The following is a 15,762-nucleotide window of genomic DNA, read 5'->3' on the forward strand; positions in this document are numbered from 1 at the left end:
AACGGAGGAAGAGCTAATGTCGCGTATTGGCAAGCTGCCCATCCAGGTTCCCGCTGGCGTGGACGTCACCATCGAGGGCCGCACGGTCAACGTGAAGGGCCCCAAGGGTTCCCTTTCGCACACCGTCGCGGCTCCCATCGAGGTCGCCAAGGGTGAGGACGGCGTCATCAGCGTCACCCGCCCGAACGACGAGCGTCAGAACAAGGCCCTGCACGGCCTGTCCCGCACGCTGGTGGCGAACATGATCACCGGCGTGACCCAGGGATACAGCAAGGCGCTCGAGATCAGCGGTGTCGGTTACCGCGTCCAGGCGAAGGGCTCCAACCTGGAGTTCTCCCTGGGCTACAGCCACCCGATCCTGATCGAGGCCCCCGAGGGCATCTCGTTCAAGGTCGAGTCCCCGACCAAGCTCAGCGTCGAGGGCATCGACAAGCAGAAGGTCGGCGAGGTGGCGGCGAACATCCGCAAGCTGCGCAAGCCTGACCCGTACAAGGCCAAGGGCGTCAAGTACGCCGGCGAGGTCATCCGCCGCAAGGTCGGAAAGGCTGGTAAGTAAGCCATGGCATACGGTGTGAAGATCGCTAAGGGCAACGCGTACAAGCGCGCCGCTGCGAAGCGTCGCCACATCCGCATCCGTAAGCGGATTTCGGGTACCCCGGAGCGTCCGCGTCTGGTCGTGACGCGGTCCAACCGCGGCATCACCGCTCAGGTCATCGACGACATCCAGGGCCACACCCTGGCCTCGGCGTCGACCCTGGACGCGTCCATCCGTGGTGGCGAGGGCGACAAGAGCGCCCAGGCCCAGAAGGTCGGCGCCCTGGTTGCCGAGCGTGCCAAGGCCGCCGGTGTCGAGGCCGTCGTGTTCGACCGCGGTGGCAAGCAGTACGCCGGGCGGATTGCCGCTCTGGCCGACGCCGCCCGCGAAGCCGGGCTGAAGTTCTAAGCCCCGGTTCCGGAGCTAGCGGACGTAACAGAGAGAGGTAAATCCAATGGCTGGACCCCAGCGCCGCGGAAGCGGTGCCGGTGGCGGCGAGCGGCGGGACCGGAAGGGTCGCGACGGTGGCGCTGCCGCCGAGAAGACCGCGTACGTTGAGCGCGTAGTCGCGATCAACCGCGTCGCCAAGGTTGTCAAGGGTGGTCGTCGCTTCAGCTTTACCGCGCTGGTCGTGGTGGGCGACGGTGACGGCACCGTGGGTGTCGGTTACGGCAAGGCCAAGGAAGTTCCGGCTGCCATCGCCAAGGGCGTGGAAGAGGCCAAGAAGAACTTCTTCAAGGTCCCCCGTATCCAGGGCACCATCCCGCACCCCATCCAGGGCGAGAAGGCTGCGGGCGTCGTCCTGCTCAAGCCGGCTTCCCCCGGTACCGGTGTGATCGCCGGTGGCCCGGTGCGCGCCGTTCTGGAGTGCGCGGGCATCCACGACGTGCTGAGCAAGTCGCTCGGTTCGTCGAACCCGATCAACATCGTGCACGCCACGGTGACCGCGCTTCAGGGCCTGCAGCGCCCCGAGGAGATCGCGGCACGTCGTGGCCTGCCGCTGGAGGACGTGGCTCCCGCCGCTCTGCTGCGGGCGCGTGCAGGGGTGAGCGCGTAATGGCTCGCCTGGAGATCACGCAGACCAAGTCCTACATCGGCAGCAAGCAGAACCACCGCGACACGCTGCGTTCGCTCGGCCTGAAGCGGCTGGGTGACGTGGTTGTCAAGGAGGACCGCCCCGAGTTCCGCGGCATGGTGCACACCGTCCGCCACCTCGTGTCGGTCAAGGAGGTCGACTGACATGGCGGAGCAGAACCCGCTGAAGGTCCACAACCTCCGGCCCGCCCCGGGCGCCAAGACCGCCAAGACCCGTGTCGGTCGTGGTGAGGCGTCCAAGGGTAAGACCGCCGGTCGTGGTACCAAGGGCACCAAGGCCCGCTACCAGGTTCCGGAGCGCTTCGAGGGTGGGCAGATGCCCCTCCACATGCGCCTCCCGAAGCTGAAGGGCTTCAAGAACCCCGCCCACAAGCAGTTCCAGGTCGTGAACCTGGACAAGCTGGCCGCGCTGTACCCGCAGGGTGGCGAGGTCACGGTGGCCGACCTGGTCGCCAAGGGCGCGGTGCGCAAGAACGAGCTCGTCAAGGTCCTGGGCCAGGGCGAGGTCTCCGTGGCGCTGCAGGTTTCGGTTGACGCCGTCTCCGGCTCCGCCAAGGAGAAGATCGCCGCCGCCGGCGGCACCGTCACCGAGCTCATCTGAGTTCGCTGGTTCAACTGACCGGGGATGCCCATCGATTGGGGCATCCCCGGTTGGTCGTTCCACGGGGGTACGGTCGCCGGTAAGGTGGCATGCACTGTTGTTTTCCGGGGCCAATGCCCCGGGCCCCCGCCGCGTGGGCCGTGCCCGTGCGGTTTCCGGCTGTTACGTATTCGTCGATCCTCAAGACCGTTACCTCTCGCCCGTGGGGCGGGGGGCGCAGGAGGCACCGTGCTCACCGCGTTCGCCCGAGCGTTCAAGACGCCCGACCTGCGCAAGAAGCTGCTGTTCACGTTGGGCATCATCGTGCTCTACCGGATCGGAGCGCACGTCCCGGTCCCTGGGGTGAACTACGCGAACGTCGAGACCTGCATGAAGCAGGCCGGCGGCAACAGCGGGTTGTTCGCCCTGGTGAACATGTTCAGCGGTGGTGCGCTGCTGCAGATCACGATCTTCGCGCTGGGGATCATGCCGTACATCACGGCAAGCATCATCCTCCAGCTGCTCACCGTGGTCATCCCCCGGCTGGAGGCCCTCAAGAAAGAGGGGCAGTCGGGCCAGGGGAAGATCACCCAGTACACCCGGTATCTGACCGTGGCGCTCGCGATCCTGCAGGGCACCGGCCTGGTGGCCACCGCCCGCAGCGGCGCGCTCTTCCAGAGCTGCCCGGTCGCCAGCGAGATCGTGCCCAGCGACTCGATCTTCACCACCATCACGATGGTCATCTGCATGACCGCCGGCACCTGCCTGATCATGTGGCTCGGTGAGCTCGTCACCGACCGCGGCATCGGCAACGGCATGTCCATCCTGATGTTCATCTCGATCGCCGCCGGTTTCCCGGGCGCCCTGTGGCAGATCAAGCTCACCGGCAAGCTCGCGGACGGCTGGATCGAGTTCTTCTCGGTGATCGCGGTGGGTCTGGCGATGGTCGCGCTGGTGGTCTTCGTCGAGCAGGCCCAGCGGCGCATCCCGGTGCAGTACGCGAAGCGGATGATCGGCCGCCGGTCCTATGGCGGTACGTCCACGTACATCCCGCTCAAGGTGAATCAGGCGGGTGTGATTCCCGTCATCTTCGCGTCGTCGCTGCTCTACATTCCAGCCCTGGTTGCACAGTTCAGCGGGTCGAAGGCGGCATGGGCGACCTGGATCGCCACCAACTTCACCAAGGGAAATCACCCGGTTTACATCGTTACGTACTTCCTGCTGATCGTCTTCTTCGCCTTCTTCTACGTCGCCATCAGCTTCAACCCCGAAGAAGTTGCCGACAACATGAAGAAGTATGGTGGCTTCATCCCGGGTATCCGGGCTGGTCGCCCGACGGCCGAGTACCTCAGCTACGTGCTCAACCGGATCACGTGGCCGGGCTCGCTGTACCTGGGGCTGATCGCGCTCGTACCAACAGTGGCGTTGGTGCTGTTCAACGCGAACCAGAACTTCCCGTTCGGCGGGACGAGCATCCTCATCATCGTGGGTGTGGGCCTGGAGACCGTGAAGCAGATTGAGAGCCAGCTTCAGCAGCGCAACTACGAAGGGTTCCTCCGCTGATGCGAATCGTCCTCGTCGGGCCCCCGGGGGCCGGCAAGGGTACGCAGGCTGCGTACCTTGCCAAGAACCTCGTGATCCCGCACATCTCCACGGGGGACCTGTTCCGGGCCAACATCAGCCAGGGCACCGACCTCGGCAAGCAGGCCAAGGCGTTCATGGACGCCGGTGAACTCGTTCCCGACGAGGTCACCATCGGCATGGCCCGCGACCGGATGAACCAGCCGGACGCCGCCGGCGGCTTCCTGCTGGACGGCTTCCCCCGCAACGTCTCGCAGGCGGAGGCGCTCGACGAGGCCCTCAAGGAGGACGGCGTCACGCTCGACGCGGTCCTGGACCTGGAGGTCCCCGAGGAAGAGGTGGTCAAGCGCATCGCCGGCCGCCGCATCTGCCGCAACGACTCCAGCCACGTCTTCCACGTGTCCTACAGCGCGCCGAAGCAGCAAGGCGTCTGTGACGTCTGCGGCGGCGAGCTGTACCAGCGCGACGACGACAGCGAGGAGACCGTCCGCAAGCGGCTGGAGGTCTACCACACGCAGACCGAGCCGATCATCGACTACTACAAGGCCCAGGACCTGGTCGTGACCATCCCGGCACTCGGGAAGGTCGAAGAGGTCACGGAGCGCGCGATGGCCGCGCTCCAGGGCGGCGAGTAGCCGACAGCTCCGTACGGCCGCGGTGTCCAGCACGGGCACCGCGGCCGTACTGTTGGTCGGGTACAACGTCAGACAGCACGGACGGAAGGGCGTAAGCCGCGATGGTGGAGATCAAGACCCCCGAGCAGATCGCGAAGATGCGCGAGGCGGGGCTGGTGGTCGCCGCCATCCACGCCGCGACCCGGGAGGTCGCGGTGCCGGGCGCCACGACCAAGGACCTGGACGACGCGGCGCGCAAGGTGCTCGCCGAGCACGGCGCGAAGTCGAACTTCCTCGGCTACGGCGGCTTCCCCGCGACGATCTGCACCTCGGTGAACGATGTCGTGGTCCACGGCATCCCGGACACCGACACCGTGCTCGCGGACGGCGACATCATCTCCATCGACTGCGGCGCGATCGTGGATGGCTGGCACGGCGACGCCGCGTACACCGCGTTCGTCGGCTCCGGTCATTCCGCGGAGCTGATCGAGCTCAGCCGGGTCACCGAGGGCTCGATGTGGGCGGGTATCGCCGCGGTCGCCAAGGGCAACCGGCTGGTCGACATCTCCAAGGCGATCGAGGGCTACATCCGCCGCCAGCCCCGCCCGGCCAGTGGCAAGTACGGCATCGTCGAGGACTACGGCGGCCACGGCATCGGCTCGCAGATGCACATGGACCCGCACCTGCTGAACTACGTCGACCGCAAGCGCGGCCGCGGCCCCAAGCTGGTGCCCGGTTTCTGCATCGCGATCGAGCCGATGGTGAACCTCGGCACCCCGAAGACCCACGTCCTCGAGGACGACTGGACCGTGAAGTCGAACGACGGCAGCTGGTCCTCGCACTGGGAGCACTCGGTCGCGCTGACCGAGCAGGGCCCGCTGGTGCTGACCGCGCCCGACGGCGGCAAGGCCCGGCTCGCGGAGCTCGGGATCACCGCCGCGCCGGACCCGCTGGCGTAAGGATCACCCGGCATGGGCAATAATCCTGGATTCGTCTTTTCCCGGACCCTGACGTAGACTGACGCGTCGGCTCTCGTGCATCCGTATGCCTGTTAAAGGGTCCGGACGCGTCACAGGTGTTTCACCTGTGAATGACAGCCGCCATAAGGTAGCCGATTCGAAGGGCGAAGCGTGGCCAAGAAGCAAGGTGCCATCGAGATCGAGGGCACCGTGATCGAGTCCCTCCCGAACGCGATGTTCAAGGTGGAGCTTCAGAACGGTCACAAGGTCCTCGCGCACATCAGCGGCAAGATGCGGATGCACTACATCCGTATCCTTCCGGATGACCGGGTCGTGGTGGAGCTCTCTCCCTACGACCTGACGCGTGGGCGGATCGTCTACCGCTACAAGTAGATCTTGTCGGCACCCCGCTCCCGTGGGGTGACGGCACTGACCCGGAGAACCTCACATCCCATGAAGGTCAAGCCGAGCGTCAAGAAGATCTGCGACAAGTGCAAGGTGATCCGCCGCCACGGCCGGGTCATGGTCATCTGCGACAACCTGCGCCACAAGCAGCGCCAGGGCTGACGCACGCCGACCACCTGCATTTCGCAGTTCGCGCGACGCAAGCACCACACGTCATACGCAGTCACCCGACCCCCCGCACCAGCGGCGTGGGGACGACACCCCCGGCTCGGAGGCCGGGGACCCGGCTCGTAATTCTGCAGAGTCTTACGGGAACGGTGCTGCGGAAGACCTCCGAATAGCCATCAGGAGCCACATCAATGGCACGCCTCGCAGGCGTTGATCTCCCGCGCGAAAAGCGTGTGGAGGTCGCCCTCACCTACGTCTTCGGTATCGGGCGGACGCTCTCGCAGCAGACCCTCGCCGCCACCGGCGTGAACCCGAACACCCGGGTCCGCGACCTGGCCGAGGAAGACCTCGTCAAGATCCGCGAGTACGTCGACAACAACCTCAAGACCGAGGGTGACCTCCGTCGCGAGATCCAGGCCGACATCCGCCGCAAGGTCGAGATCGGCTGCTACCAGGGTCTGCGTCACCGTCGCGGTCTGCCGGTGCACGGTCAGCGCACCAGCACGAACGCCCGTACCCGCAAGGGTCCGCGTCGCGCGATCGCCGGCAAGAAGAAGCCGGGCAAGAAGTAGTCCTCAGCAGGACGCTCACCAGCGGTCTTCGCTGTAGGACCGACCACCTCCACGGGAGAAATTCATGCCTCCGAAGGGCCGTACGGCCGGCGCCAAGAAGGTGCGCCGCAAGGAGAAGAAGAACGTCGCCCACGGGCACGCTCACATCAAGAGCACGTTCAACAACACGATCGTTTCGATCACCGACCCGACCGGGAACGTGATCTCTTGGGCCTCTGCCGGCCACGTCGGCTTCAAGGGCTCGCGCAAGTCCACCCCCTTCGCCGCGCAGATGGCCGCCGAGTCGGCCGCCCGCCGCGCGCAGGAGCACGGCATGCGCAAGGTCGACGTCTTCGTCAAGGGTCCCGGCTCCGGCCGTGAGACCGCGATCCGCTCCCTCCAGGCCACCGGCCTTGAGGTGGGTTCGATCCAGGACGTCACCCCCACCCCGCACAACGGATGCCGCCCGCCCAAGCGCCGCCGCGTCTGACCATCTGAAGTAGGAGACAACTAGACAATGGCGCGTTACACCGGGGCCGACTGCAAGCGTTGCCGTCGGGAGAAGCAGAAGCTCTTCCTCAAGGGGAGCAAGTGCGAGAGCGCGAAGTGCCCGATCGAGATCCGTCCTTACCCCCCGGGTGAGCACGGTCGCGGGCGCACCAAGGACAGCGAGTACCTGCTCCAGCTTCGTGAGAAGCAGAAGTGCAGCCGCATCTACGGTGTCCTTGAGAAGCAGTTCGTGAACTACTACAAGGAAGCGAACCAGAAGTCCGGCAAGACCGGTGAGAACCTTCTGCGCATCCTTGAGACCCGCCTCGACAACGTGGTCTACCGGGCCGGCTTCGCCAAGTCCCGTGACCACGCCCGTCAGCTGGTCCGTCACGGACACATCACCGTGAACGGCCGCAAGACCGACATCCCGTCGGCTCGTGTGGCAGTGAACGACATCGTCGAGGTCCGCGAGGGCTCTCGGAACCTGACCCCCTTCGAGGTGGCCAAGGCCGAGGCCGGCGAGAAGACCGTTCCGGCGTGGCTGGAGGCGATCCCCTCGCAGCTGCGGATCCTCGTGCACAGCCTGCCCGAGCGCCAGGTGATCGACACCCAGGTGCAGGAGCAGCTGATCGTCGAGCTTTACTCGAAGTAAGGCTCGTCGGTCCCCGTCACGTCGGGGGCCGGTGGGTGTGGGCGGTACGGAGCTTCGGCGTCGTACCGCCCGTACCCTTGTCAGTACAGCGGGCGTCAAATAGCGGGCGCCCACGACTGAAGGACCGAAAAACATGCTGATCGCTCAGCGTCCCTCCCTGACCGAAGAGGTCGTGGACGAATACCGTTCCCGGTTCGTGATCGAGCCGCTGGAGCCGGGCTTCGGCTACACCCTCGGCAACTCCCTGCGTCGTACGCTCCTCTCCTCGATCCCGGGTGCGGCGGTCACGTCCATCCGCATCGACGGCGTTCTGCACGAGTTCACCACCGTGCCGGGCGTCAAGGAGGACGTCACCGACCTCATCCTCAACATCAAGCAGCTGGTCGTCTCCTCGGAGCACGACGAGCCGGTCGTGATGTACCTGCGCAAGCAGGGCCCGGGCCTCGTGACCGCCGCGGACATCGCGCCGCCGGCCGGTGTCGAGGTGCACAACCCCGACCTGGTCCTCGCCACGCTCAACGGCAAGGGCAAGCTGGAGATGGAGCTGACCGTCGAGCGCGGTCGCGGCTACGTCTCCGCCGTGCAGAACAAGCAGGTGGGCCAGGAGATCGGCCGTATCCCGGTCGACTCCATCTACAGCCCCGTGCTGAAGGTCACGTACAAGGTCGAGGCGACCCGTGTCGAGCAGCGCACCGACTTCGACAAGCTGATCGTCGACGTCGAGACCAAGCAGGCGATGCGTCCGCGTGACGCCATGGCCTCCGCCGGTAAGACCCTGGTCGAGCTGTTCGGTCTCGCCCGCGAGCTGAACATCGACGCCGAGGGCATCGACATGGGCCCGTCCCCCACGGACGCCGCCCTGGCCGCCGACCTGGCGCTGCCGATCGAGGAGCTGGAGCTCACCGTCCGCTCCTACAACTGCCTCAAGCGCGAGGGCATCCACTCCGTGGGTGAGCTCGTCGCCCGCTCTGAGGCGGACCTGCTGGACATCCGCAACTTCGGTGCGAAGTCCATCGACGAGGTCAAGGCGAAGCTGGCCGGCATGGGCCTGGCCCTCAAGGACAGCCCGCCCGGATTCGACCCGACCGCCGCGGCGGACGCCTTCGGCGCCGACGACGACGCGGACGCCGGGTTCGTGGAGACCGAGCAGTACTGAGTTCGACCGGCAGGGGTCCGGGAGCCTTCCCGGGCCCCTGCCGTGTGCATCTTCCGCGGGGCGGCCGCCTCGTGGGAACTGACACCGGTACCTGATACGGCCGGTGCAGCAATGAAGGAGAAACACCATGCCGAAGCCCGCCAAGGGTGCCCGTCTGGGCGGCAGCGCGGCGCACGAGCGTCTCATGCTGCGCAACCTGGCCACCGCGCTCTTCGAGCACGGCCGCATCACGACGACCGAGGCCAAGGCCCGTCGTCTGCGTCCGTACGCGGAGCGTCTGGTGACCAAGGCGAAGAAGGGCGACCTTCACAACCGCCGTCAGGTCATGCAGCTGATCTCGGACAAGAGCGTCGTGCACACGCTCTTCACGGAGATCGCGCCGCGGTTCGCGGAGCGTCCGGGTGGCTACACCCGTATCACCAAGATCGGCAACCGTCGTGGCGACAACGCCCCGATGGCCGTCATCGAGCTGGTCGAGGGCGAGATCGCCAAGAAGGCGACCGTCGCCGAGGCCGAGGCCGCGACCAAGCGCGCGGTGAAGGAAGCCGATGAGGCTGCGGCGACCGAGGCTCCGGCCGAGGCGCCCGCCGAGGAGTCCAAGGACGCCTGAGGTTGACCTCGCGTGAAGCGGGTCCGTCCGAGAGGGCGGGCCCGCTTTCGCGTCTTTCCCAAGGGATCTGCCCTGAGAGGATCTCCCCGTGAGTGACGAAGTACGGCCCGGACACGTCCGGATCCGCCTGGACCTGTCGTACGACGGCTCCGCCTTCCACGGCTGGGCCAAGCAGGCCGGCGGCCGGCGCACCGTGCAGGCCGAGATCGAGGACGCCCTGCGCACCGTGACGCGGTCGGGGGAGACGACGTACGAGCTGACGGTGGCCGGGCGGACGGACGCCGGGGTGCACGCGCGGGGCCAGGTGGCGCACGTGGACCTGCCCGGGGAGCTGTGGGCGGAGCACCGGGAGAAGCTGCTGAAGCGGCTCGCCGGGCGGCTTCCCAAGGACGTGCGGGTCTGGCGCCTCAGCGAGGCCCCCGAGGGCTTCAACGCGCGCTTCTCGGCGATCTGGCGGCGTTACGCCTACCGCGTCACCGACAACCCCGGCGGGGTCGACCCGCTGCTGCGCGGGCACGTCCTGTGGCACGACTGGCCGCTCGACGTGGACGCCATGAACGAGGCGGCCCGGCGGCTGCTCGGGGAGCACGACTTCGCGGCGTACTGCAAGAAGCGCGAGGGCGCGACGACCATCCGCATGCTCCAGGAGCTGAGCCTGGTGCGGGGCGACGACGGGATCATCACCGCCACGGTGCGGGCCGACGCCTTCTGCCACAACATGGTGCGCTCGCTGATCGGGGCGCTGCTGTTCGTGGGGGACGGGCACCGGCCGGCCGACTGGCCCGGGAAGGTGCTCGCGGCCGGCATACGCGACTCGGCCGTGCACGTGGTCCGCCCGCACGGGCTGACGCTCGAAGAGGTCGGGTATCCGGCGGACGAGCTGCTGGCGGCCCGTAACAAGGAGGCCCGGAACAAGCGGGCGCTGCCGGCGGGCGGCTGCTGCTGAGCCGCCCGCCGGGGAGCCGGCCGGTCAGGACGACCGGCCGGCCTTCTTCTGGGCTTCCTTCAGCTGGCGTTCGGCGGCCTTGGCGGCCTGGTCCTTGCCGCGCTGGGTGATCTGGGTGAACGCGTAGGAGCCGCCGTCCCGGGCGATCTGCCGGGCCTTGGTCTCCGAGGTGACGACGTCCTTGCCGTTGAGGTAGCCGGCGATCGTGAAGTAGGCGTAGCGGCCGGTGGCGTTGGTGGCCATCCGGCACTTGTGGCCCTGGCAGAAGTCCGAGGGAACGCCGCCGCCGGGCAGCGGCATGAGGTTGGTCCGGTTCTCGTTCATGACCTTGGTGGCCTTGGCCGGCGAGTCGAAGACCGCGATGCCGATGGTGACCGCCACTCCGCCCTTGGCGTAGGTGGCGCGCAGCAGCTGCTTGCAGCCGTTGTGGGACAGCGAGGAGACCAGCGCGCCCTGGGCGGCGGCGGTGCAGTCCTTGGTCGAGGCGGTGCTGGTCCGCGGGTAGCTGTGCTCGCCGATGACCATGGTCTTCTGCGGGAAGAGCGTGGCCGGGGTGAGCGGCGCGGTGTCCTTCTTGGGGTCGGAGATGTAGTCCTGCGGGTTCGGCGGCGGCGGTACGGAGACGTCCGGGAAGGACGGCTTGTCGTCCGGGGCCGTGGCCTGGCCGGACGAGGTGGGCGCGGCCGTCGGGTTGCCGCCGGGGGAGTCGCCGCCGGCCATCACCGCGGCGGCGACGATGCCGGCCACCGCGACGGTCGCCAGTGCTCCGCCGCCGATCCACATCCACCGCTTGCGGCGGGACTGCGCCTCGCTTTCCTCCGCGAGCGCGTCCCAGTCCGGCGTGGACGAGAAAGATCCCCCGGGGCCGTCGAAGGGCCCGCCTTGCCCAAAACTCATGGCGCGCATCCTAATGCGGTTGGTGGAACGCTTATAGGCCGGTCACAATCCCGCTCATGGGACATCTGGAAGCCGGGCACCTGGAGTACTACCTGCCGGACGGGAGGGTTCTGCTGGGGGACGTGTCCTTCCGGGTGGCGGAGGGCGCCACGGTCGCGCTGGTGGGGGCCAACGGCGCGGGCAAGACGACGCTGCTGCGGCTGCTCGCCGGTGAGCTGGCGCCGCACGGCGGATCGGTGACGGTCAGCGGCGGGCTGGGCGTCATGCCGCAGTTCGTCGGCTCGGTGCGGGACGACCGGACGGTGCGGGACCTGCTGGTGTCGGTGGCCCAGCCGCGGATCCGGGAGGCGGCAGCGGCGGTGGACGCCGCGGAGCTGGCGCTCATGACCGAGGACGACGAGGCCGCGCAGATGGCGTACGCGCAGGCGCTCAGCGACTGGGCCGAGGCCCGGGGCTACGAGGCCGAGACGGTCTGGGACATCTGCACCACGGCGGCGCTCGGCGTCCCGTACGAGAAGGCGCAGTGGCGCCAGGCGCGCACGCTCAGCGGGGGCGAGCAGAAGCGGCTGGTGCTGGAGTCGCTGCTGCGCGGCACGGACGAGGTGCTGCTGCTGGACGAGCCGGACAACTATCTGGACGTGCCGGGCAAGCGCTGGCTGGAGGAGCAGCTGCGGCAGACCCGTAAGACGGTGCTGTTCGTCTCGCACGACCGGGAGCTGCTGGCCCGCGCCGCGGAGAAGATCGTCAGCGTCGAGCCGGGCCCGGCGGGCTCGGACGTCTGGGTGCACGGCGGCGGCTTCGACACCTACCACGAGGCGCGCCGGGAGCGTTTCGCCCGCTTCGAGGAGCTGCGGCGGCGCTGGGACGAGAAGCACGCCCAGCTCAAGAAGCTGGTGGTCAATCTGCGGCAGGCGGCCGCGGTGAGCCATGAGATGGCCTCGCGCTACGCGGCGGCGCAGACCCGGCTGCGGAAGTTCGAGGAGGCCGGGCCGCCGCCGGAGCCACCGCGGGAGCAGGACATCACGATGCGGCTGCGCGGCGGCCGCACCGGCGTCCGGGCGGTGACCTGCGAGAACCTGGAGCTGACCGGCCTGATGAAGCCGTTCTCGCTGGAGATCTTCTACGGCGAGCGGGTCGCGGTGCTGGGCTCCAACGGCTCCGGCAAGTCGCACTTCCTGCGCCTGCTGGCCACGGACACCGACGCCCCGGTGGCCCACACCGGCACCTGGAAACTCGGCGCCCGTGTCGTCCCCGGCCACTTCGCCCAGACCCACGCGCACCCCGAGCTGATGGGCCGCACCCTCCTCGACATCCTCTGGACCGAACACGCCAAGGACAAGGGCCAGGCGATGTCCGCGCTGCGCCGCTACGAACTGGAGAAGCAGGCCGAGCAGCCCTTCGACCGTCTCTCCGGCGGCCAGCAGGCACGCTTCCAGATCCTCCTCCTGGAGCTCTCCGGCAGCACGGCCCTCCTCCTGGACGAGCCGACCGACAACCTGGACCTGGAGTCGGCGGAGGCGCTGCAGGAGGGCCTGGAGGCGTATGAGGGGACGGTGCTGGCGGTGACGCACGACCGGTGGTTCGCGCGCTCCTTCGACCGGTTCCTGGTGTTCGGGGCGGACGGGGTGGTGCGGGAGACGGCGGAGCCGGTGTGGGACGAGCGCCGTGTGGAACGGGAGCGGTAGCGGGCAGGCCCGGGGGAGGGGTCGGGGAGGGGCCGCGGGAGGCGGTTCGGGGGGCGTTTTGACCCCGCCGGGGACGGCCCGGTATTCTGCTGGTTCGTTATGCGTATTGGCTTGCTCTATCTCACGTGAGGGGCCCTTACGCCGGTCCACCGGACCGATCACCAGCGGCAGACGATCGGGTTGCGTCACCCGTAGTGCCGCCCTGCTGCGTGAACGATCGTGGTGACCAGTACAGGACCCACCCCCGAGTCCTCACGGCCCGGGGGTCCCATCACTGAAGAAGCGAAGGCTACGACCGTGCGTACGTTCAGCCCCAAGCCCGGCGATGTCCAGCGCCAGTGGCACATCATTGACGCGCAGGACGTTGTCCTGGGCCGTCTGGCCAGCCAGGCCGCGTCCCTCCTGCGGGGTAAGCACAAGCCGGTGTATGCACCGCACGTTGACACCGGTGACTTCGTCATCATCATCAACGCCGACAAGGTGCACCTGTCCGGCAACAAGAAGACCCAGAAGATGGCCTACCGTCACTCCGGCTTCCCGGGTGGTCTGCGCTCCGTCCGTTACGACGAGCTGCTCTCCAAGAACCCCGAGAAGGCCGTCGAGAAGGCCATCAAGGGCATGCTCCCCAAGAACACCCTCGGCCGTCAGATGCTCTCGAAGCTGAAGGTCTACGCGGGTGCCGAGCACCCGCACGCTGCGCAGCAGCCGGTGCCGTTCGAGATCACCCAGGTCGCGCAGTAAGTCCGGCCACCCCCTAAGACACAGAGAGAATCTGAGGAGCATCGTGGCTGAGACCACCCCCGAGACCCCGCTGGACGAGGTCGAGGTCGAGGAGTACACCACCGAGACCGAGGTCGTGGAGTCGGAGTACACCTCCGAGTCCCTCGCGTCCCGCTTCGGCGACCCGCAGCCGGCCGCCGGCCTGGGCCGCCGCAAGAACGCCATCGCCCGCGTCCGGATCGTTCCGGGCACCGGCCAGTGGAAGATCAACGGCCGCACCCTTGAGGGCTACTTCCCCAACAAGGTGCACCAGCAGGAAGTCAACGAGCCCTTCAAGGTGCTCGAGCTCGACAACCGCTACGACGTCATCGCCCGCATCTCCGGCGGCGGCATCTCCGGCCAGGCCGGTGCGCTGCGCCTGGGCGTGGCCCGTGCGCTGAACGAGGCGGACATCGAGAACAACCGCCCCGCGCTGAAGAAGGCCGGGTTCCTCAAGCGTGACGACCGTGCGGTCGAGCGCAAGAAGGCCGGTCTGAAGAAGGCCCGCAAGGCGCCGCAGTACAGCAAGCGCTAATCACGCGCTGCAGCATGCAGCTCGTGGCGTACGCCCCGGTGGCACTTCCCGTGCTGCCGGGGCGTTCGGCTATCCGGGACCGGGCGGCGTAGATCCCCGTCCAGGGGCGTATACCTGGACGTGACGCTCTGGTCCAAGCTCAGAAACTCGGAGGACACCAGTGGGACGACTCTTCGGCACGGACGGTGTGCGCGGCGTCGCCAATGCGGACCTGACGGCGGAGCTGGCGCTCGGTCTCTCGGTCGCTGCGGCGCATGTGCTTGCGGAGGCAGGCACATTCGAGGGTCACCGGCCGGTGGCCGTGGTCGGGCGGGATCCGAGGGCGTCGGGGGAGTTCCTGGAGGCGGCGGTGGTGGCCGGGCTGGCCAGCGCCGGAGTGGACGTGCTGCGGGTGGGCGTGCTGCCGACCCCGGCGGTGGCGTACCTGACCGGCTCGCTGGGCGCGGACCTGGGCGTGATGCTCTCCGCCAGCCACAACCCGATGCCCGACAACGGCATCAAGTTCTTCGCGCGCGGCGGCCACAAGCTCGCCGACGAGCTGGAGGACCGGATCGAGGAGACGTACCGCGCGCACAGCTCCGGCGAGCCGTGGGAGCGGCCGACCGGCGGCGGCGTGGGCCGGGTCACCGTCTACGACGCGGGCTTCGACAACTACGTCGCGCACCTGGTCGGTGTCCTGCCGAACCGCCTGGACGGGCTGAAGGTCGTCATCGACGGTGCGCACGGCGCGGCGGCGCGGGTCTCGCCCGAGGCGTTCGCCCGGGCCGGCGCCGAGGTCGTCACCCTCGGCACCGACCCCGACGGCCTGAACATCAACGACGGCTGCGGCTCCACCCACCTCGCGCTGCTGCGCGCGGCCGTCGTCGAGCACGGCGCGGACCTCGGTGTCGCCCACGACGGGGACGCGGACCGCTGCCTGGCCGTGGACCGCGAGGGCAACGAGGTCGACGGGGACCAGATCCTGGCCGTGCTGGCGCTCGGCATGCGGGAGGCCGGGACGCTGCGGAAGAACACCGTGGTCGCCACCGTCATGTCCAACCTGGGCTTCAAGCTGGCCATGGAGCGCGAGGGCATCGACCTCGTGCAGACCGGGGTCGGCGACCGGTACGTCCTGGAGGAGATGAAGGCGCACGGCTTCGCGCTGGGCGGCGAGCAGTCCGGGCACGTCATCGTGCTGGACCACGCCACCACCGGCGACGGCACGCTGACCGGGCTGATGCTGGCCGCCCGGGTCGCGGCGACCGGCCGTCCGCTCGGGGACCTGGCGGGCGTCATGGAGCGGCTGCCGCAGGTCCTGGTCAACGTCCCCGACGTCGACAGGTCGCGGGTGGCCACCTCGCCCGAGCTGACCCAGGCGGTCGCCGAGGCGGAGCGGGAGCTCGGCAGCACCGGGCGGGTGCTGCTGCGGCCGTCCGGCACCGAGCCGCTGGTCCGGGTGATGGTGGAGGCCGCCGACGAGGAGCAGGCGCGGGCGGTGGCCGGCCGGCTCGCGGACGTGGTCAAGTCCGCGCTGGGATAAGGCACTTGGGCCCCGCTCGCCGG

The 15,762-nt window shown here is 68.4% G+C and carries 21 protein-coding genes; 20 read left to right on the forward strand and 1 reads right to left on the reverse strand.

Translation table 11 applies throughout. The features are described 5' to 3' along the window. Window positions 1-16: 16 nt before the first annotated feature. From rplF to truA, 16 genes are all read left to right on the forward strand, one after another. Entirely contained in the window at window positions 17-556 is a 540-nt protein-coding gene (rplF, locus tag IG62_RS0117350; RefSeq protein WP_030803135.1) for a 50S ribosomal protein L6, read from the forward strand. Between the two features lie 3 nt (window positions 557-559). Beyond that, entirely contained in the window at window positions 560-943 is a 384-nt protein-coding gene (rplR, locus tag IG62_RS0117355; RefSeq protein ID WP_030413021.1) for a 50S ribosomal protein L18, read from the forward strand. A 46-nt stretch (window positions 944-989) separates the two neighbouring features. Next, window positions 990-1,592 carry a 30S ribosomal protein S5 gene (gene rpsE, locus IG62_RS0117360; RefSeq protein ID WP_030413022.1) on the forward strand — a complete coding sequence of 201 codons (603 nt, stop codon included), beginning with the start codon at window positions 990-992 and terminating at the stop codon, window positions 1,590-1,592. After that, complete coding sequence (gene rpmD, locus IG62_RS0117365; RefSeq protein ID WP_030413023.1) at window positions 1,592-1,774, forward strand: 50S ribosomal protein L30; 183 nt, start codon at window positions 1,592-1,594, stop codon at window positions 1,772-1,774. The genes rpsE and rpmD overlap by 1 nt, the downstream gene beginning before the upstream one ends. Before the next feature lies 1 nt (window position 1,775). Further along, complete coding sequence (gene rplO, locus IG62_RS0117370) at window positions 1,776-2,231, forward strand: 50S ribosomal protein L15 (RefSeq protein ID WP_030803138.1); 456 nt, start codon at window positions 1,776-1,778, stop codon at window positions 2,229-2,231. A 228-nt stretch (window positions 2,232-2,459) separates the two neighbouring features. Then, a complete protein-coding gene (gene secY / locus IG62_RS0117375; RefSeq protein WP_030803141.1) occupies window positions 2,460-3,773 on the forward strand; it encodes a preprotein translocase subunit SecY in 1,314 nt (437 codons plus the stop codon). Next, the gene (locus IG62_RS0117380) at window positions 3,773-4,426 is read left to right on the forward strand and encodes an adenylate kinase (RefSeq protein ID WP_030803144.1); all 654 of its coding nucleotides are present in this window, start codon (window positions 3,773-3,775) and stop codon (window positions 4,424-4,426) included. The genes secY and IG62_RS0117380 overlap by 1 nt, the downstream gene beginning before the upstream one ends. A gap of 101 nt (window positions 4,427-4,527) precedes the next feature. Continuing rightward, the gene (gene map / locus IG62_RS0117385; RefSeq protein ID WP_030803147.1) at window positions 4,528-5,364 is read left to right on the forward strand and encodes a type I methionyl aminopeptidase; all 837 of its coding nucleotides are present in this window, start codon (window positions 4,528-4,530) and stop codon (window positions 5,362-5,364) included. Between the two features lie 171 nt (window positions 5,365-5,535). Continuing rightward, the gene (gene infA, locus IG62_RS0117390) at window positions 5,536-5,757 is read left to right on the forward strand and encodes a translation initiation factor IF-1 (protein WP_003956442.1); all 222 of its coding nucleotides are present in this window, start codon (window positions 5,536-5,538) and stop codon (window positions 5,755-5,757) included. Between the two features lie 60 nt (window positions 5,758-5,817). Further along, on the forward strand, window positions 5,818-5,931 hold the full coding sequence (gene rpmJ, locus IG62_RS0117395) for a 50S ribosomal protein L36 (protein WP_003956441.1): 114 nt from the start codon (window positions 5,818-5,820) through the stop codon (window positions 5,929-5,931). A gap of 197 nt (window positions 5,932-6,128) precedes the next feature. Next, on the forward strand, window positions 6,129-6,509 hold the full coding sequence (gene rpsM, locus IG62_RS0117400; RefSeq protein ID WP_018090888.1) for a 30S ribosomal protein S13: 381 nt from the start codon (window positions 6,129-6,131) through the stop codon (window positions 6,507-6,509). 64 nt (window positions 6,510-6,573) lie between these two features. Beyond that, window positions 6,574-6,978 carry a 30S ribosomal protein S11 gene (gene rpsK / locus IG62_RS0117405; RefSeq protein ID WP_004571845.1) on the forward strand — a complete coding sequence of 135 codons (405 nt, stop codon included), beginning with the start codon at window positions 6,574-6,576 and terminating at the stop codon, window positions 6,976-6,978. Window positions 6,979-7,005: 27 nt separating this feature from the next. Continuing rightward, complete coding sequence (gene rpsD / locus IG62_RS0117410; RefSeq protein ID WP_030803151.1) at window positions 7,006-7,632, forward strand: 30S ribosomal protein S4; 627 nt, start codon at window positions 7,006-7,008, stop codon at window positions 7,630-7,632. 133 nt (window positions 7,633-7,765) lie between these two features. Further along, window positions 7,766-8,788 (forward strand): DNA-directed RNA polymerase subunit alpha, encoded by a 1,023-nt coding sequence (locus IG62_RS0117415; RefSeq protein WP_003956430.1) that lies wholly within the window; start codon window positions 7,766-7,768, stop codon window positions 8,786-8,788. Window positions 8,789-8,915: 127 nt separating this feature from the next. Continuing rightward, a complete protein-coding gene (rplQ, locus tag IG62_RS0117420; RefSeq protein WP_030803154.1) occupies window positions 8,916-9,398 on the forward strand; it encodes a 50S ribosomal protein L17 in 483 nt (160 codons plus the stop codon). Window positions 9,399-9,486: 88 nt separating this feature from the next. After that, on the forward strand, window positions 9,487-10,344 hold the full coding sequence (gene truA / locus IG62_RS0117425; RefSeq protein ID WP_030803157.1) for a tRNA pseudouridine(38-40) synthase TruA: 858 nt from the start codon (window positions 9,487-9,489) through the stop codon (window positions 10,342-10,344). 24 nt (window positions 10,345-10,368) lie between these two features. On the opposite strand, the gene IG62_RS0117430 is transcribed toward truA, so the two are convergent. Next, window positions 10,369-11,241 carry a membrane protein gene (locus IG62_RS0117430; RefSeq protein ID WP_030803161.1) on the reverse strand — a complete coding sequence of 291 codons (873 nt, stop codon included), beginning with the start codon at window positions 11,239-11,241 and terminating at the stop codon, window positions 10,369-10,371. Between the two features lie 56 nt (window positions 11,242-11,297). Between IG62_RS0117430 and IG62_RS0117435 the strand changes: the two genes are divergently transcribed. From IG62_RS0117435 to glmM, 4 genes are all read left to right on the forward strand, one after another. Then, a complete protein-coding gene (locus IG62_RS0117435) occupies window positions 11,298-12,926 on the forward strand; it encodes an ABC-F family ATP-binding cassette domain-containing protein (RefSeq protein ID WP_030803164.1) in 1,629 nt (542 codons plus the stop codon). Between the two features lie 297 nt (window positions 12,927-13,223). Continuing rightward, window positions 13,224-13,667: a 50S ribosomal protein L13 gene (gene rplM / locus IG62_RS0117440; RefSeq protein WP_030803167.1), complete on the forward strand. Its 444-nt coding sequence runs from the start codon at window positions 13,224-13,226 to the stop codon at window positions 13,665-13,667. A gap of 43 nt (window positions 13,668-13,710) precedes the next feature. Further along, complete coding sequence (gene rpsI / locus IG62_RS0117445; RefSeq protein ID WP_030803171.1) at window positions 13,711-14,220, forward strand: 30S ribosomal protein S9; 510 nt, start codon at window positions 13,711-13,713, stop codon at window positions 14,218-14,220. Window positions 14,221-14,380: 160 nt separating this feature from the next. After that, window positions 14,381-15,739, forward strand: coding sequence for a phosphoglucosamine mutase (gene glmM / locus IG62_RS0117450; RefSeq protein ID WP_030803174.1), 1,359 nt, complete (start codon window positions 14,381-14,383; stop codon window positions 15,737-15,739). Window positions 15,740-15,762: the final 23 nt, after the last annotated feature.

Source organism: Streptomyces sp. NRRL S-337 (genome assembly GCF_000720175.1).
GTDB lineage: Bacteria > Actinomycetota > Actinomycetes > Streptomycetales > Streptomycetaceae > Streptomyces > Streptomyces siderophoricus.

Coding starts and splice junctions, on each gene's coding strand:
- rplF (WP_030803135.1), top strand. CDS start 17: ATGTCGCGTATTGGCAAGCTGCCCATCCAGGTTCCCGCTGGCGTGGAC.
- rplR (WP_030413021.1), top strand. CDS start 560: ATGGCATACGGTGTGAAGATCGCTAAGGGCAACGCGTACAAGCGCGCC.
- rpsE (WP_030413022.1), top strand. CDS start 990: ATGGCTGGACCCCAGCGCCGCGGAAGCGGTGCCGGTGGCGGCGAGCGG.
- rpmD (WP_030413023.1), top strand. CDS start 1,592: ATGGCTCGCCTGGAGATCACGCAGACCAAGTCCTACATCGGCAGCAAG.
- rplO (WP_030803138.1), top strand. CDS start 1,776: ATGGCGGAGCAGAACCCGCTGAAGGTCCACAACCTCCGGCCCGCCCCG.
- IG62_RS0117380 (WP_030803144.1), top strand. CDS start 3,773: ATGCGAATCGTCCTCGTCGGGCCCCCGGGGGCCGGCAAGGGTACGCAG.
- map (WP_030803147.1), top strand. CDS start 4,528: ATGGTGGAGATCAAGACCCCCGAGCAGATCGCGAAGATGCGCGAGGCG.
- rpmJ (WP_003956441.1), top strand. CDS start 5,818: ATGAAGGTCAAGCCGAGCGTCAAGAAGATCTGCGACAAGTGCAAGGTG.
- rpsM (WP_018090888.1), top strand. CDS start 6,129: ATGGCACGCCTCGCAGGCGTTGATCTCCCGCGCGAAAAGCGTGTGGAG.
- rpsK (WP_004571845.1), top strand. CDS start 6,574: ATGCCTCCGAAGGGCCGTACGGCCGGCGCCAAGAAGGTGCGCCGCAAG.
- rpsD (WP_030803151.1), top strand. CDS start 7,006: ATGGCGCGTTACACCGGGGCCGACTGCAAGCGTTGCCGTCGGGAGAAG.
- IG62_RS0117415 (WP_003956430.1), top strand. CDS start 7,766: ATGCTGATCGCTCAGCGTCCCTCCCTGACCGAAGAGGTCGTGGACGAA.
- rplQ (WP_030803154.1), top strand. CDS start 8,916: ATGCCGAAGCCCGCCAAGGGTGCCCGTCTGGGCGGCAGCGCGGCGCAC.
- IG62_RS0117430 (WP_030803161.1), bottom strand. CDS start 11,241: ATGAGTTTTGGGCAAGGCGGGCCCTTCGACGGCCCCGGGGGATCTTTC.
- IG62_RS0117435 (WP_030803164.1), top strand. CDS start 11,298: ATGGGACATCTGGAAGCCGGGCACCTGGAGTACTACCTGCCGGACGGG.